The organism is Nocardiopsis flavescens (assembly GCF_900141985.1).
Classification (GTDB): Bacteria; Actinomycetota; Actinomycetes; order Streptosporangiales; family Streptosporangiaceae; genus Nocardiopsis; species Nocardiopsis flavescens.
Map to the genome: position 1 here is coordinate 164,241 of NZ_FQZK01000002.1, position 16,274 is coordinate 180,514.

The 16,274-nt window shown below is 74.9% G+C and carries 12 protein-coding genes; 7 read left to right on the forward strand and 5 right to left on the reverse strand.

Features of this window, described 5'->3' with window-relative positions; all coding sequences use genetic code 11:
- Positions 1–140 precede the first annotated feature (140 nt).
- Positions 141–1,307: a C40 family peptidase gene (locus BUE45_RS05105; RefSeq protein ID WP_073375718.1), complete on the forward strand. Its 1,167-nt coding sequence runs from the start codon at positions 141–143 to the stop codon at positions 1,305–1,307.
- Between the two features lie 382 nt (positions 1,308–1,689).
- Here the strand turns inward: BUE45_RS05105 and BUE45_RS05110 are convergent, their stop codons facing one another.
- Together BUE45_RS05110 and BUE45_RS05115 are read right to left on the reverse strand one after the other, a co-directional pair.
- Positions 1,690–3,447 carry a gamma-glutamyltransferase family protein gene (locus BUE45_RS05110; RefSeq protein ID WP_073375720.1) on the reverse strand — a complete coding sequence of 586 codons (1,758 nt, stop codon included), beginning with the start codon at positions 3,445–3,447 and terminating at the stop codon, positions 1,690–1,692.
- Positions 3,448–3,635: 188 nt separating this feature from the next.
- Positions 3,636–5,153, reverse strand: coding sequence for a hypothetical protein (locus BUE45_RS05115; RefSeq protein WP_073375722.1), 1,518 nt, complete (start codon positions 5,151–5,153; stop codon positions 3,636–3,638).
- A 256-nt stretch (positions 5,154–5,409) separates the two neighbouring features.
- On the opposite strand from BUE45_RS05115, the gene BUE45_RS05120 reads away from it, so the two are divergent.
- On the forward strand, positions 5,410–6,417 hold the full coding sequence (locus BUE45_RS05120) for a glycerophosphodiester phosphodiesterase (RefSeq protein ID WP_084736961.1): 1,008 nt from the start codon (positions 5,410–5,412) through the stop codon (positions 6,415–6,417).
- A gap of 34 nt (positions 6,418–6,451) precedes the next feature.
- Positions 6,452–7,699, forward strand: coding sequence for a type III PLP-dependent enzyme domain-containing protein (locus tag BUE45_RS05125; RefSeq protein WP_073375724.1), 1,248 nt, complete (start codon positions 6,452–6,454; stop codon positions 7,697–7,699).
- A gap of 48 nt (positions 7,700–7,747) precedes the next feature.
- Here the strand turns inward: BUE45_RS05125 and BUE45_RS05130 are convergent, their stop codons facing one another.
- On the reverse strand, positions 7,748–9,352 hold the full coding sequence (locus BUE45_RS05130; protein WP_073375726.1) for a beta-N-acetylhexosaminidase: 1,605 nt from the start codon (positions 9,350–9,352) through the stop codon (positions 7,748–7,750).
- A gap of 407 nt (positions 9,353–9,759) precedes the next feature.
- Between BUE45_RS05130 and BUE45_RS05135 the strand changes: the two genes are divergently transcribed.
- From BUE45_RS05135 to BUE45_RS05145, 3 genes are all read left to right on the forward strand, one after another.
- Positions 9,760–10,653, forward strand: a complete 894-nt coding sequence (locus BUE45_RS05135; protein WP_073376422.1) for a DMT family transporter — start codon at positions 9,760–9,762, stop codon at positions 10,651–10,653.
- Positions 10,654–10,670: 17 nt separating this feature from the next.
- Positions 10,671–11,897, forward strand: a complete 1,227-nt coding sequence (locus tag BUE45_RS05140) for a glycosyltransferase (protein ID WP_073375728.1) — start codon at positions 10,671–10,673, stop codon at positions 11,895–11,897.
- A gap of 141 nt (positions 11,898–12,038) precedes the next feature.
- Entirely contained in the window at positions 12,039–12,377 is a 339-nt protein-coding gene (locus BUE45_RS05145; protein ID WP_073375730.1) for a hypothetical protein, read from the forward strand.
- 111 nt (positions 12,378–12,488) lie between these two features.
- Here the strand turns inward: BUE45_RS05145 and BUE45_RS05150 are convergent, their stop codons facing one another.
- Positions 12,489–13,433: a LysR family transcriptional regulator gene (locus BUE45_RS05150; RefSeq protein ID WP_073375732.1), complete on the reverse strand. Its 945-nt coding sequence runs from the start codon at positions 13,431–13,433 to the stop codon at positions 12,489–12,491.
- A 132-nt stretch (positions 13,434–13,565) separates the two neighbouring features.
- Here BUE45_RS05150 and BUE45_RS05155 point away from each other — a divergent pair, with 132 nt between their 5' ends.
- Entirely contained in the window at positions 13,566–14,897 is a 1,332-nt protein-coding gene (locus BUE45_RS05155; protein ID WP_073375734.1) for a pyridoxal phosphate-dependent aminotransferase, read from the forward strand.
- A 113-nt stretch (positions 14,898–15,010) separates the two neighbouring features.
- Here the strand turns inward: BUE45_RS05155 and BUE45_RS05160 are convergent, their stop codons facing one another.
- The gene (locus BUE45_RS05160; RefSeq protein ID WP_073375736.1) at positions 15,011–16,216 is read right to left on the reverse strand and encodes a glycosyltransferase family 4 protein; all 1,206 of its coding nucleotides are present in this window, start codon (positions 16,214–16,216) and stop codon (positions 15,011–15,013) included.
- Between the last annotated feature and the right edge of the window lie 58 nt (positions 16,217–16,274).

Genomic DNA, 16,274 nt, shown 5'->3' on the forward strand with positions numbered 1-16,274 from the left:
CGTCCGGTACCGGACGGCGTGGGCTTCTTGCCAAGGCGCCCGCGCGCACCCATTCTTGGATCCGGAACGTCATCGGTAAGGCGCGCGCCGTAGGGGTCCCCCACACCCCGGGTGGTTCAGAGAAAGGGTGAGACATCCCCGTGCGGAGCCGTAGAACTGCTTGTACCGCGGCGGTCCTCGTGGCCGCCTTCACCGCGTTCGGCTCGGCCCCGGCCTGGGCCGACCCGGTCGTCGAGGACAGGCCCCCCGTCAGCGAACAGGTCGGACCGGGCTCCCCCAGCGGTTCCGACCCCCGCGGCGGGCCGGACGCCGCCGCCTCCCCCGAGGTCGCCGACCCCGACGGCCTGCGCCACACCTCCTACGTGGCCCCCTTCCGCGAGGCGCGCAGCATCGAGTACTTCGTGGTCGCGCAGGAGACCCTGCCCGCCGAGGCCGTGGACGCGGTCCGCGGGATCGGCGGGGTGGAGCACGTCCTCACCGTGGACGCCGCGCGGGTGCTCGTCGAGGAGCAGGCCACGTCCGTGCTGGGCGTGGACCCCTCGGCCTTCCGCAACCACGCCCCCGAGCCCTCCGCGGAGTCCGACGACATCTGGCAGGGGGTGGCCGAGGGCCGCATCGCGCTGTCCAAGGACGTCGGCACCGAGCGCGGGCTGGAGGTCGGCGGCGACGTCACCGTGACCGGCGGCCGGGGCGACGTACCCCTGGAGGTGTGGACGCACGCCACCTCCGGCATCGCCGGGATCGACGCCCTGGTCTCCCGGGAGACCGCGGCGGAGCTGGGCATGCCCGAGGGCAACGCCCTGGTCGTCTCCGCCCCCGGCACCGACCTGTGGGAGCTGTACGACGACCTCGGCGAGGTCCTGGGCGAGGACGTCTCCGTCCAGCTGGTCGCCGACGCCCCCGAGGCCCCGGGGGACGGCGACGCCGTGCCTCCGACGGTGATCGAGCGGGTCATCGCCCACGCCGAGTCCCAGCTGGGCGTGCCCTACGTCTGGGGCGGGACGACCCCGGGTGTCGGGTTCGACTGCTCGGGCCTGCTCCAGTGGGCCTTCCGCGAGGCGGGCGTGGACATCCCGCGCGTCACCCACGACCAGTGGAACGCGGGCGAGCGCGTCGGGTTCGAGGACATGGAGCGGGGAGACCTCATCTTCTGGCGTTCGGACCCCACCGCGCCCGACTACATCTCGCACGTGGCCCTCTACCTCGGCGACGGGATGATGCTGGAGGCACCGCGCACCGGCCTGGACGTGCGGGTCACCCCCGTGCGGACGGCTGGCTACGCGGGCACCGTGCGCGTGCACACCTGACCTGCGGTCGGGGCCCCGGCCGGAGAATCGGCCGGGGCCCCCGCATGCCGTGGAGCGGGGAGCCCGGAAAAGGCGGCGGGCCGTGGTGCCGCCGGTTCGGCGGCACCACGGCCCACGGTCTCCTTGTCCGAAGGGCCCGGCCGGGAGGGGAGGGCAGGCCTCGGTCAGGAGGGGGTCGACAGGGGGCCGCTGAGGGAGGGGGAGACAGCGTGCCACCTGTCGTGATGGTCTGTGGTGCGGCGACGTCGGTCCGTCGCACAAGGACTACATAAGCAGCGAGCGGGCGATTTGGCAAGAGGGACGATCAAGGCAGGCAAGTAGTCCCAATCCCGGCTAAACGTGCAAAACGGTGATCTTTATGTCCGTTTCGTTTCCGTTCGTCTTACCGCCCCGCCGCATACCCCTGGGAGCCCCGGGCGTCGGCCGCGGCGCGCAGCTCCCCGGTCTCCGGATCGCGGGCCACCGCCGCCAGGCGCCCCAGCGACCACGGGGCCGCCACCTGCACCCGGTGCCCCCGGCGGCGCAGCTCCGCGATGACGTCCTCGCCCAGGCCCGGCTCCACCACCAGGTCGCCCGGGACGGTCTCCCGCGGGTGGAACGAGCTGGGGAAGGCGTTGGTGTGGAACATCGGGGCGTCCAGTGCCTCCTGGAGGTCGTCCACCCCGTTGAGGATGCGCAGCAGCGCCGTGAACGTCCACTGGTCCTGCTGGTCGCCGCCCGGCGTGCCGATCGCCAGGACCGCCTGCCCGTCCTCCCGGGTGACCAGGGTCGGTGACAGCGTCGTGCGCGGCCGCCGCCCCGGGGCCAGCGCGTTGGGCGAGTCCGGGTCGAGCCAGAACATCTGGGTCCGGGTGCCCAGCGGGAACCCGAGCGCCGGGATCACCGGGGATCCCGCGAGCCAGCCGCCGCTGGGGGTCGCCGAGACCATGTTGCCGTGCGCGTCCACCACGTCGACGTGGCAGGTGTCGCCGCGCTGCACGGTGGGCTCGCCCACGGTGCGGTCCGCGGGGGCCTCCTGCGCCAGGTGCAGCGGCGGGGTGAAGGGCGTGCGCCCGGCCACACGGCCGGGGCGCAGCTCCAGGGAGGCGCGCCCGTCGTCCACCAGCGCGGCGCGCTCGGCGGCGTAGCCGGTGGACAGCAGCTCCTTGAGCGGGACGTCGGTGAACCCGGGGTCGCCGTACCAGGCCTCGCGGTCGGCGAAGGCGAGCTTGGCCGCCTCGGTCACCCGGTGCACGAAGTCGGCCCCCTCGCCGCGGGTGCCCAGCGCCTCGGCCAGGCGCAGCTGCTGGAGCATGGTGGGCCCCTGGCCCCAGGGCCCGGTCTTGTGCACGGTGTGCGCGCCGTAGGACACGCTCACCGCCTCCTCGTAGGAGGCGCTCCACCCGGCCATGTCCTGGGAGGTGAGCAGGCCGCGCTGCGGCTCGCCGGTGGAGGAGGGCACCGGGACGGCCAGGAACGCGGCGACGGCCTCGGCCACGAACCCCTGCGACCAGCTGCGGCGGGCCGCCTCGATCTGCGCCTCGCGGTCGCCCCCGGCGGCCTCGGCCTCGGTGATGATCCGCCGGTAGACGGCGGCCAGGGCCGGGTTGCGCAGCCGGGTCCCGGCGGCCGGGACCCGTCCGTGCGGCAGGTAGACCCCGGCCGACCCGGTCCAGTGCCGTGAGAAGACGGGCTCCAGGGTCGCGATCACCGCGGAGACCCGGTCCAACACCGGGTAGCCGCGCTCGGCCAGGCCGACGGCGTGGTCCAGGACGTCGCGCACGGTCAGCGTTCCGTGGTCGCGCAGCAGCAGCATCCACGCGTCGAAGGACCCGGGGACGGAGGCCGCCAGCACTCCGCTGCCGGGGATGCGGTCCATCCCGGCGAACGCCTCGATCGTGGCGGCGGCGGGCGCCACCCCCTGGCCGCACAGCACCCGCACCGGTCCGCCCGCGGTCTGGAAGATCGCCGGGACCTCGCCGCCGGGGCCGTTGAGGTGCGGCTCGACGACCTGGAGGGTGAAGCCCGCGGCGACCACGGCGTCGAAGGCGTTGCCCCCGCGTTCGAGGACCGACATGCCGGTGGCACTGGCCAGCCAGTGGGTGGACGCGACCATGCCGAAGTCGCCTCTGAGCTGGGGACGGGTGGTGAATCGGGGCATCGGAGGGGCCTCCAGGGGTGGTAGGGGAAGCACGCCGCTCGCGGTCCGGGATGCCGGTCCGCGCACGGCGACGCTACCGCACCCCCCGCAGGCGGGGGAGGGGGTCATGGGATGGGAGGAGGTCCGGACGCGCGGACGCCGGGGGCCTGAGGGCCCCCGGCGTCGTTCACGGGGTGTCGCGGCTCCGGTTACGGCCGGGTCGGGACGCTCCACGGCAGGGAGTCCCACAGCTGGCGCCACTCCGCGTCGTCGACCGTGTCGAGCCCCGCGGCGGCGGCGTCGACGTCGGCGCCGGCCTCCTCCGTACCGGAGGCCGCGGCGTCGGCCTCGGCGACCAGCTCGGCGATGAGGTCGGCGACCTCGTCCAGGACCTCTTCCACCTGGGCGCGCTCGATGTCGTTCTCCTGGGCGCAGGTGTCCAGGGCGGCGTTCTTGTCGCCCTCGTCGCCGTAGTACCAGACGGTGGCGAGCAGGCGGTCGCGCTCGGCGTCGTCCAGGTCCTCCTGGCTCAGCGCCCGCTCGACGAACTCGCCGCTGTCCTTGGTCAGCTGGGACTCGTCCAGGCCGCTGTCACCGGTCTCGAAGTCCACGAAGTTGTCCAGCAGGCACCCCTTGACCGCGCGGGAGTCCACGCCGGGCAGGGTGACGGCGTCGTCCACCGGGGTCGGGGGCAGCTCGCCGTCGGTCGCCCCGGGCACCTCGGCGGGGGTCTCGGGGACCTCCGGTGCCTGCGCTTCGGGAGCCTGTCCGGCCACGTCGTCCGCCGGGGTCTCGGGCAGTTCGCCGGCCGGAGCCTCGGGGGCCGCGTCCACCGGGGCCTCGGGGGCTTCCGGGAGCGCAGGGGCCTCCGACGCCTCGGGCGCCGGGTCGACCGGGGTCTCGGGCTTGCCGACCGGGGTGCCCGGCGTCTCCGGGGCCTCCTCCGCCGGGACCTGCGGCGCCTCGTCGACGACCTCGTCGACCAGGTCCTCCGCTGCCGGGGCCTCCTCGGCGGCGTCCGGGGCGGTGTCGACCGGGGCCTCCCCGGCGGGCTCCTGCGCCGGCTCCTGCGCGGGTTCCTCCGCCGGCTCCTGCACGGGCTCCTCGGCGGGCTCCTCCGCCGGTTCCTGAGCGGGTTCCTCGACGGGCTCCTGCGCGGGCTCCTGGACGGCGGCCCCGCCCTCTCCGGTCACCTCCTCGGCCATCCGGCGCAGCTCCTTGGCCTCCCAGCGGTCCGGCTGGAGGTGGGCGGCCACCGCGACGCCGGGCCTGTCCAGCCAGAAGAGGTCCCCGGTCTCCTCGGACAGGTAGGCCCCGTTTTCGAAGGCGGCGTCGCCCTCCACGAGCTCCAGCTCCCGGTCGGGGATGTGGCTGTACCGGCTCTCCCGCAGGTCGTCCAGTTCCCGGAGGTTCTGGGACCGGATCACGGACACCCGGCCGTAGAGCTGGTCGGGTCCCTGGACCCAGGAGAGCTGCGACTGGCGCCCGCCCTGGCGGTCGCTGGTGGAGGTGGCGTTGATGCCGTACCTCTCCAGGCCGGGGGGCAGGTAACCGATCTCGTACCCGTCGAGGCTGTACGAGGACTCGCTCTGGCGGACGACCGGCCAGCTCAGCTCCCGCGCGTCCTCCTCGTCGGCGAGGGCGGACCCGGCGAGTCCGGCCGGCCCGGCGACGGACAGGGCCGAGACGCCGAGTATCGCGACCCACCTGGTGCGGTGCTTGCGCATGAGTGTTCCTTTCCATCGACTACTAATAGTGATGGTTGCAGGGCTCTGCGTAATTATCGAGGGTCTCGAAGGCCAAAAATGTGACATGAAGTCATCAAGCGAATGCATACCGTGATATCAGGTGAGACGCGGACAACATGACCGCGGGTCGTTCCCGCGTGCTCCGCGTCGCGTCACCGGGTGGTCACCGAAAGCGTTCAGGCTTCGGTGTCGGGAGCCCATCGACACGTTCGTCCACGCGTACCTGGGAGGTCCGGTGCACCGCATCGGCATCGTCGTCGGAGTCGTCTCACTCGTCCTCGCCGTCAGCGCCCCCTTCGCAGCGTCGGCGGCCCCGGCCCCCGTGGCCGGCCCGCCGGGCACCGCCGCGGAGGCGGCCGCCACCGTGCGGCAGGCCGCGCCGCAGCGCCCGCTCATCGCCGTCTCCCACCGGGGGGCCGCCGGACACGCCCCGGAGAACACGCTCGCCGGGCTCGACGCCGCGCGGCGCCTGGGAGCCCGCACGGTCGAGATCGACGTGCAGCGGACGAAGGACGGCGCGCTCGTCCTCCTGCACGACGCTGGCCTGGCCCGCACGACCGACGTCGAGGAGGTGTTCCCGAACCGCTCCTCGCGCCTGGTCGCCGACTACACCCTGGCGGAGGTGCGCCGCCTCGACGCCGGTTCCTGGTTCTCCTCGGCGTTCCGGGGCGAGCGGGTGCCCACCCTGGGCCAGGCGCTCGACCGCCTGGAGACGCTGGGGCTCAACCTCTTCCTGGAGATCAAGGAGCCCGCCCGCCACCCGGGCATCGAGGAGGACGTCGCGCGGGAGCTGCGCGGCCGTCCCGCCTGGCTGCGGGAGGGTCCCGCCTCGGAGCCGCGCCGCCTGGTGGTGCAGAGCTTCGACTGGGAGGTCGTGCGCTCCTCCAAGCGCGTGCTGCCCTCGGTCCCGCACGGCCTTCTCGGCAGGGTGCCCGAGGACCGGCTGGCGGAGTTCACCTGGGCGCAGATGATCAACCCCAACCACACCACCGTCGACGCCGCCTACATCGACCTGCTGCACGAGCACGGGTACGAGACCATGCCGTACACGCTCAACACGCGGGCCGCCATGGACACCGTCCTGCGCAGCGGCGCCGACGGCTTCATCACCGACTACCCGGACGCGGGGCTGCGCGCCATCCGGGACTTCCTCGCGAGGAAGTCCTACGGCGCGGACACGCCGGAGCAGGTGGCGGCGGTGCCGTCCATCGTGCCCCTGGTGCCCGTTCCGCTGCGGCACTAGATTGCGGGGACACCCACAGGAGAGGCGGAGCCACGTGAGCGACCGGGCGGACATCGCAGAACCCGTCGACTGGCGGACCAAGGGGGTGTGGTGGCCGGGCGAGCCGGTCGCCGCCGCCGACCTGGCCGCCCGCCGCGACCGGTTGTTCGACGGACCGTTCACGTGGCCCCTGCTGGTCCTGCGCGAGTCCGCGCTCGCCCGCAACACCGCGGCACTGGCCGGGTTCACCCGGCGCCACGGGCTGCTGTTCGCCCCGCACGGCAAGACCTCGATGGCCCCCGCCCTGCTGGAGCGCCAGCTGGAGGCGGGGGCCTGGGGCATCACCGTCGCCACCGCCAACCAGGCCCTGGCCGTGCGCCGGTTCGGGGTGCGGCGGATCCTGCTGGCCAACGAGCTGCTCGAACCCGAGGTGATCCGCTGGGCCGCGGACGAGGGTGCCGCCGACCCGGGCTTCGAGTTCCTGTTCTACGTCGACTCCGCCGAGGGGGTCGCCGCCCTGGCCCGTGGCCTGGAGGGGTACGGGGGCGGACGGCCGCCCGGCGTGCTGGTCGAGCGCGGCGTCCCGGGCGGACGCACCGGGGCGCGCACCCGCGCCCGGGTGCTGGAGCTGGCCCGTGCCCTCGCGCGGGTCCCGGGGGGCGTCCTGTCCGGCGTGGCCGGGTACGAGGGGCCGCTGTCCGGGGCCGAGGAGGTCCGCGGGTTCCTGCGGGACCTGCGCGGCGACGCCGCCGCCCTGGTGGAGGCCGGGTTGTTCCCCGGAGGCGGACGGCCGTACGTGTCGGTGGGCGGGAGCGCCTGGTTCGACCTGGTGGCCGAGGAGCTGGGCGGCATGGCCGAGGCGGTCCCGGTCCTGCGCAGCGGCGCCTACATCACCCACGACGACGGCCTGTACCGCCGCGTCACGCCGTTCAACCGGCTGCCCGAGGGCGGTGAGGCGCTCACCGGCGCCCTGGAGCTGTGGGCCCGCATCGTGTCCGCGCCGGAGGAGGGGCTGGCGATCGCCGGGATGGGCCGCCGCGACGCCGGGTACGACCAGGACCTGCCGGTTCCGCGCGTGCTGCGCCGGGCGGACGGGTCCGCGGTCGCCGCCGCGGGCGTGGAGGTGCGCAAGTTCGACGACCAGCACGCCTACCTGGACGTCCCGCCGGAGCTGGGCGTGCGCCCGGGCGACCTGATGTCGTTCGGGGTCTCGCACCCCTGCACCACGTTCGACAAGTGGCGCAGCATCCCCGTGGTCGACGACGCCGACACGGTCGTCGACGTCGTCGCCACGTACTTCTGACACGCCGCCGGGGGCCGCACCGCGCGGCGCGGCCCCCGGCGGTGCGGGTCAGCCCCAGCCGTGCACGCCGGGGCGGGTGTGCCAGGGCCGCGGCCCGTCCACCGGGCGGTACTCCACGCCCGCCGCGTCCAGGCGCGTCAGGTGGTGCAGCAGGCGCGGCTCGAACTCGGCGTAGTCGCGCTCGTGGGCGGACCACACCTTCTCGGCGAACGCCGAGAGCCGCGGGAACACCATGTAGTCCAGCCGCCGCGGCGTGTCGATGTGCTCGGTCCACACGTTGACCTGGGCGCCCAGGACGTGCCGGGCCTCCTCCGCGGTCAGCTCCGCCGGGACGGGCTCGGCCAGGTAGACGTCCTCCGTCCGCAGCAGCGTGCCGACCCTGACCGGCTCGTCCTCGGACTCCGACTGCTTGTAGTCCAGGTACGAGGTGGCGGTGGGGGACATGACCACGTCGTGGCCGGCCCGCGCGGCCGCGATGCCGCCCTCCTCGCCGCGCCAGGACACCACCGTGGCGCCGGGAGCCAGCCCGCCCTCCAGGATCTCGTCCCAGCCCACCAGGCGGCGCCCGCGTGCGGTGAGGTGGTCGTCCAGCTGCCGGATGAACCAGCTCTGCAGCTCGTCCTCGTCGGCCAGCCCCTCGGCGCGGATGCGCTCGCGGGCGGTCTCGCTGCCCTTCCACTGGGTCTTGGGGCACTCGTCGCCGCCCACGTGGAAGTACGTGCCGGGGAACAGCTCCAGCAGCTCGTCGATGACGTTCTTGTAGAACTCGACGACCCCGTCGGTGACCGCCAGCACCTCCTCGAAGATGCCCCAGCGCTGCCCCACGGGGATCTCTCCGGCCTCGCCCAGCTCGGGGTAGGCGTGGATGGCCGCCTGCGAGTGGCCGGGGACGTCGATCTCCGGGACGACGCCGATGTGCCGGGCGCTGGCGTACGCGACGATCTCGCGGATGTCGTCCTGGGTGTAGAAGCCCCCGTGCGGGCGCTCCTCGAACTCCGGCTCCTCGCCCGGTCGCGGGACGCCCACCTGGCTGCGGGTGCGCCAGGACCCCTTCCGGGTGAGCTCCGGATAGCGCCGGATCTCGACCCGCCAGCCCTGGTCGTCGCTCAGGTGCAGGTGCAGGACGTTCATCTTGTGCAGGGCGAGCAGGTCGATGTAGCGCAGCACCTCCCGCTTGGGGATGAAGTGCCGGGCGGTGTCCAGCATCAGGCCGCGCCAGGCGAACCGGGGGGCGTCGGTGACCCGCACCGCCGGCAGCGTCCAGGCGGTGTCGCCCAGCGGGGCGTCCCGGTGCGCCGCGGCGGGCAGCAGCTGGCGCAGGGTCTGGGCCCCGTAGAAGACCCCGGCCGGGTCGTTGCCGATGATGATGGCGCCCTCGTCGTCGACGATCAGCCGGTAGCCCTCGCGGCCGAGCCCGGCGCCGGGGTCCACACTGAGGCGGATCTCGCTGTCCTCCGCGCCCGTGGCCAGCGGCAACCCGGTCGCCGCGCCGAGTTCACGCTGGAGCCACACGAGGGTGCCCCGGGCTTCGGGGTCGGCGGAGACCCTGGTCGCGGCGGTCAGCGTGAGTCCGCCCTCCTCGCCGGGGACCACCTGGGCGGGCCGCGGGACCACGGGGCGGGAGGCGAGGAGTGAGGGGGAGATATCAGGCACGGAGGGCGCTCCTATCCGGTCTAGACCAATAGGGGACATGGTGCCATGGCGACCCCCTCCGGCGCAGCAGCGCCCTGCCGATGGCCGGAACCGGCTCGCGCGTCCGGCCGCCCCCGGCCCCGGCACCGCCCCTTCCGCGGCGGGCATCCCGACATCGGTCCGGCGTGTCCGAGCCGCTGGAAGGCGTGCGGCGGCCCGCTCCGGTGGATGCTGGGGGAGGACCCCCGGGCGGGGGTGGGGTGAGGACCACCCCCGGGAGGGGCGCTGGCGTCCTCGCCCCGTCACGGACCCCGCCCGTAGCGTTGCCGTGTGCACCCGCGCCCGTGCGGGTAGCGGGAGGAGACGACGAGAGTGGTGGAGGCGACGACGATGGGACCGGAGCGGTCCGTACCCCGGCGGTGGTGACGGTGGTCTGGTCCGTCCTCCTCGCCGTCGCGGGCGCCTTCGCGCTCGCCCTCGGCTCGGCCCTGCAGGAGCGCGACGCCGTGCGCGCCCCCGGCGGCCAGGTGGCCCGCGCCGGGTTCCTGCTGCACCTGCTGCGCCAGCCGCGCTGGCTGCTGGGCACCCTCGCCGCCGGGGCGGGCGTCTGCCTGCACCTGCTGGCCCTGAGCGGTGCGCCGCTCACCGTCATCCAGCCGATCGGCGTCACGGGCCTGCTGTTCGCCATCGTCCTGTCGGCGCTGTTCAACCACCAGCGCGTACGGCCCTCGCAGATCATCGCGGGGGTCGCCGTCATGGCGGGCCTCATCGGCGTGCTGCTCACGTTCCCGCACGGCTCGGAGCTGCCCGTCATGCCCACCGGGGTCGCCCTGGTCCTGACCGGGGCCACCCTCTCCGCGGGCCTGGCCGTCTACCTCACGGCGCACTGGATGCCCAGCGGCGCCCGCGCGATCGCGCTCGCGCTGGCGGGCGGCACCGCGATGGGCGCCACCTCGGGCCTGGCCCGGGTGATCACCGCCAACGCCGTCGCCGACTGGACCACGGTCGTGGGCTGGCTCACCCTGCTCGCCGTCGTGCTGGCGGCCTTCGGCGGCCTGCTCATGCAGAACGCCTACCGCACCGGCCACTTCGCGGCGGCCTATGCGACCCTCCTCATCACCGACCCCGTGGTCAGTGTGGGGATCGGCGCGATCCTGCTGGGGGAGGGGGCCCCGGAGACGCCCGCGGACCAGGTGGGCGCGTTCGCCTTCGCCGCCCTGGCGATGGCGGGGACCATCGCGCTGGCCCGCACCCGCCACCGCAACCCCGAGGCGAAGGGGGCAGCCGCGCACACGAGCACGACCCGTACCCGCGACCGCTGAACGAAGGAGTCCCACCCATGGCCCGGCCCAGAGCGCTGCGCGTCCTCATCGCCTCCGACACCTACCCGCCCGACGTCAACGGCGCCGGGTACTTCACCCGACGGCTGGCCGAGGGCCTCGCGGACCGCGGGCACCGGGTGCACGTGGTCTGCCCCTCCGAGGAGGGCGAACCCTACGTGCGCCGCAGGGGGCTCGTGATGGAGCACCGGCTCAGGTCGGCGACGATCCCCGTGCAGAAGACCGACATGCGCGCCGCCGTGCCGCTGGGCATGGGCGGCCACATCGCCCGCCTGGTGCAGCGCCTGGACCCCGACGTCGTCCACGCGCAGAGCCACTTCCCGCTCAGCCGGGCGGCGATGCGCCGGGGTCGCGCGGCGGGCATCCCCGTGGTGCTGACCAACCACTTCATGCCGGACAACCTGTACGCCCACGCGCGGATCCCCGCGGCGCTGCGAGCCGCGGCGGGCGGGTTGGCGTGGCGGGACATGGTGCGGGTGGCGGGAGCCGCCGACCACGTGACGACGCCGACCCCGCGGGCCGCCGAACTGCTGCGGGAGAAGGGGTTCGGCGGTGAGGTCGAGCCGATCTCGTGCGGCATCGACCTGGGCCGCTTCCACCCGCGCCCGGCGGAGCGGTCGGCGCTGCGGGAGGAATTCGGCCTCCCGGACCGGGAGACCGTCGTGTTCGTGGGGCGGCTGGACGAGGAGAAGCGGATCGCCGACACGGTCCGGGCGCTGGCCCGGGTCTCCCGGGAGAGGGACGTCCAGCTGGCGGTGGCGGGCCAGGGCGGCTGCGAGGCCGGCCTGCGGGCGCTGGCGGCCGAACTGGGCGTCGCCGACCGGGTGTTCCTCCTGGGCTTCGTGCCGGACGCGCGGCTGCCCCTGGTGTACGCGGCGGCCGACGTGTTCGCCATCGCGGGCGTGGCGGAGCTGCAGAGCATCGCCACGCTGGAGGCGATGTCCACGGGGCTGCCGGTGGTGGTCGCCGACGCGATGGCCCTGCCCCACCTGGTGGAGGAGGGGCGCAACGGGTTCCTGTTCCCGCCCGGCGACGCGGCGGCGCTGGCCGACCGGCTGCTCGCGGTGCTGGGCTCGGGGAGGGCCCGCGGGGCGATGGGGGAGGCCAGCCGGGAGCTGGCGGCCCGGCACGACCACCACCGCTCCCTGGACCGGTTCGAGGAGGTTTACCGGCGGTTGCTGCCGGCCGCGCCGCGGCCCGCCCGCCTGGAGCGGCTGGCCGCCTGAGGGCGGTCAAGGGTCCCCCAGGGACTCGCAGGGTATTTTGTCTGCTTTGTCTGGATTGTGAGGAATTGGCTTTTTGCCACTTTCCGCATTCTTTGCGTGGCTGACGGTGATATCCCCCCGGCTCGGGAAACACATTGGGGTGTGTGGTTCGAAGGCATCAGTGGACGCGGCAGCGGCCTCGGCAGGATCACCCGCGGCGGTGACGGGAACGAGGCCATCGACGACCGGCTGTTCAACGCCGAGCGCGACGCGGGATTCCACGAACGCGACATGTCCGCGTTCGAACGCGAGCGCATCGACCTGGAACACCGGGTGAACCGTATGGAGGCCGAACTGGAGGCACTGCGACAACGGAGGCTGGAGGCCTACGCCCGGTGGTGGAACGCCCGGGACGACCGGGACCGCGCCCTCCACGTCTGCCGCAAGCTCCGCCGCCGCGTCGACCGGGCGCGGCGCAGGGGCGGCGAAGAAGAGGGATGAAGGACACCGGCGCGGCGATGTGCCGCGGTGGCCCGGCCGGAGGCCGGGCCACCGTCGTGTCCGGGGCCGTCCGCCCGGCGGCGCGGGCGGCGGACGGGCCGCCGCGGCCGGTCAGAGGGGCCGGTCGGTCAGCTCCGCCAGCTCCTCGTCCACCGTCCGGGCCGCCGTCCGCAGCGCCTGGAGGGTGACCTGGACTGCGGGGCGGCGCAGCGACGCCGGGCGCACCACCGCGTACACGTGCCGGGCCGGGACCCGGCCGGGCAGGGTGCGGTGGACCAGCCCCGCCGGGGCGCCCACCATCGCCAGCGACGGCACGGCCGCGATCCCGATCCCGCGCGAGACCAGGCTCAACACCGTCCCCAGCCCCTCGAACTCCCAGGCCGCCGACGGCAGTCCGCCCACCCCCGCCAGCAGCGCGTCCGTCCCGTGGCGCGAGCGCTCGCCCTCGGGAGCCACGATCCACGACTCGCCCAGCAGCCGCTCCAGCACCACCGGCCGGCGCGGGTCGGCCAGCCGGTGCCCCTGTGGGACGGCCAGCACCATCGGGTCGCGCAGCAGGTGGACGTGGCGCAGCCCGCTGTCCGCGCCCCGCCCCGGGTGCTGGCCGCTCCAGTCGTCGACCAGGGCGATGTCGACCTCGCGCGAGCGCACCTTCTCCGTCCCCGTCGACAGCAGCGTCTGGCGCAGCACCAGCTGCATCCCCTCGTGCCGCCGCAGCGGCGGCGCCAGCAGCGGCGCGAACGCCACGGCCGCGGTGGGGAACGCCGTCACCGTCACCACGCCGAGGGCGACGTCGGCCTGTTCGGCCAGGATCGACTCCGTGGCCTCCACCAGGGCCAGGATGTCCTCGGCCTGGACCACCAGCAGTCGGCCGGCGTCGGTCAGCTCCGCGCCGCGCGGGGTGCGGTCCAGCAGGGCCACCCCCGTCTCCCGCTCCAGGGCGGACAGCTGCTGGGAGATGGCGGAGGGCGTGTACCCCAGGGCCGTCGCGGTGGCCGCGATGGTGCCGCGGACGGAGAACTCGCGCAGGATCTGGAGGCGTCGGAGGTCGAGCATAAGGACAGCTTATGCTCACCATCGAAAAGAGTCGCTTGTACTGAAGTGCCCAGGTGGGCAGGGTGAGGGTGAGAGGCCGCCCGGCCACCGGGCGGCCGCACGACCGACCTTGAGCCGGAGATGAGTCATCACATGGCCGTCACTGTTTCCGCGACCCTCGCCGTCAACGAAGCCCTCGCCGAGAAGCGCCGCCAGGGGGTGCGCGTACTTCCACTGGGGTTCGGCGAGGCGGGCCTGCCGGTCCACCCGGTCATGCGCGACCGCCTCACCGCGGGCAACGGCGCCAACGCCTACGGCCCCGTCGCCGGCGTCGCCGCCCTGCGCGAGGCCGCCGCTGGCTACTGGGGGCGCCGCGGACTGCCCACCGACCCGGACCTGGTCATCGCCGGTCCGGGCAGCAAGCCGCTGCTCTACGGCCTCCTGCTGGAACTGGGCGGCGACACCGCCATCGCGGCGCCCAGCTGGGTCAGCTACGCCGCGCAGAGCCGCCTGGTGGGCGCGTGCCCGCTGCTGGTCCCCACCGCGGGCGGCGGCGAGGGCGGAGTCCCCCAGCCCGACCTCCTGCACGCGGCCGTCACCGCCGCCCGCGAGGAGGGGCGCACCGTCAACGCGGTCATCGCGACCCTGCCCGACAACCCCACCGGCACGGTGGCGAGCCGCGACACCGTGCGCCGCCTGGCCGAGGTCGCCCGCGAGCTGGACCTGGTGATCATCTCCGACGAGATCTACCGCGACCTCGTCCACCCGGCCGGTCCGGACGGACAGCCCGCCCGGGTGCACAGCCCCGCCGAGTTCGCGCCCGAGCGCACCGTCATCTCCACCGGCCTCAGCAAGAACCTCGCCCTGGGCGGCTGGCGGATCGGCGTCCTGCGCCTGCCCGACTCCGAGATCGGGCGCCGGCTGCGCGGCGGGCTCCTCGGCGTGGCCAGCGAGATCTGGTCCAGCCCGGCGGCCCCCGTCCAGCAGGCCGCCGCGCACGCCTTCACCGAGCCCGCCGAACTGGCGGACCACATCGACCGCAGCCGCCGCCTGCACGGCATCGTCGCCCGCGCCGTCGCCGACGTGTTCACGGGGGCGGGGGCGACCGTCGCCCCGCCGCGCGCCGCGTTCTACCTCTACCCGGACTTCGAGCCGCTGCGCGAGCGGCTGGCCGGGCTGCACGGCGTCACCACCGGGCCCGCGCTCACCGGCCTGCTGCTGGAGCGGTTCGGCACGGGCGTGCTGCCCGCCGTCGAGTTCGGCGAGGGGCCCGGCGCCCTGCGCATGCGGGTCGCCACCAGCCTGCTGTACGGCGACACCGAGGAGCGCCGCTACGCCGCGCTGGCCGCCACCGACCCGCTGGCGCTGCCGTGGATCCGCGCCCACGTGGACCGGCTGTCGGAGGTGCTGGACCTGCTGCTGACCGCTCCGGCGGCCGGGGTCGAGCCGCCCGCCCCGAGGACGGTGGCCGAGCCCGTGCACTAGCCCTGCGGGCCAGGTCCGCGCGGCGGGCCCGGCCGGCCGGGCCCGCGCGGGCATCGGGGGACGGGGCCCCGCCCGGGTACGCGCCCGGGCGGGGCCCCTCGTCGGTGGGGGGCTCAGCGGGACGGCAGGACCGGCCGCCCCCCGGCCGCGAGCTCGCGGCTGGAGGCCAGCACCGACCGGTAGTGCGCCAGCAGCTCGTCGCCCACCGCGTCCCAGGTGCGGTGCTCCACGGAGGACCGGGCCCGCCCCGCCAGCTCCGCGCGCAGCGTCCGGTTGTGGGCCAGGCGGCCCACGGCCACCCGCAGCTCGCGCACCGAGTCCGGCGCGTACAGCAGTCCGTTGACACCGTCCTCCACCAGGTCCAGCGGACCGCCGGCGGCCGGGGCCGCCACCGGCACCCCCGAGGCCAGCGCCTCCTGGACCGTCTGGCAGAAGGTCTCGTCGGCCCCGGTGTGCACGAACAGGTCCAGGGAGGCGTACAGCCGGGACAGCTCGCCGCTGGTGCGCTGGCCGGTGAAGACCGCGCCGCGCAGCCGCCGCCGCAGCCGGGGCAGCTCCGGGCCGTCCCCGACCACGACCACCCTGACCCCGCGCAGCTTCAGCACGTGCTCCAGCAGGTCGACCCGCTTGTCCTTGGCCAGCCGCCCGACGTAGCCGATGATCGTCTCGCCGTTCGGGGCCAGGGCGCGGCGCAGCTCCTCGTCGCGGTGGCCCGGGTGGAAGCGCCGCACGTCCACCCCGCGCCGCCACAGCGCCATGCGCGGGAAGCCGCGCGAGGACAGGGCCTCCATCGTCGCGGAGGACGGCACCAGGGTGCGGTCCGCGGCCGCGTGGACGCGGCGCAGCACCGACCACAGGTGCTCGTGCCCCGGCAGTCCGTAGCGGCGGGCGAAACCCGGCAGGTCGGTCTGGAACACCGCCACCGTCGGCAGCGCCCAGCGGCGGGCCGCCTCCACGGTGGCCAGGCCCATCAGCGCGGGCGAGGCCAGGTGGACCAGGTCCGGGGAGAACGACCGGATGGCCGTGGTCAGGGTGCGCCGGGCGGGCAGGCCCAGCGAGAAGTCGCGGTACACGGGCAGCGGGACCGAGGGCGTGCGCACCACCGGGAAGCCCGCGTGGCGGGTGGGGCCCCGGTGCCCGGGGGCCAGGATCAGCGCCTGGTGGCCCCGGGAGGCCAGCAGGTCGGCGACCCGGCACACGGAGTTGGTCACCCCGTTCACCTGGGGCAGGAAGGACTCGGTCACGATCGCGACGCGCAGCGGGCGCTGCCCGTCGTCGCGGGCGGGGATCGGGTCGCGGAGGGTATCGAGGGGGGACATGCGTGCGGCTCCCAACGCCGGGGGGACGTGCCTCCGACGCTAGGCGCGCCCGGTGAAC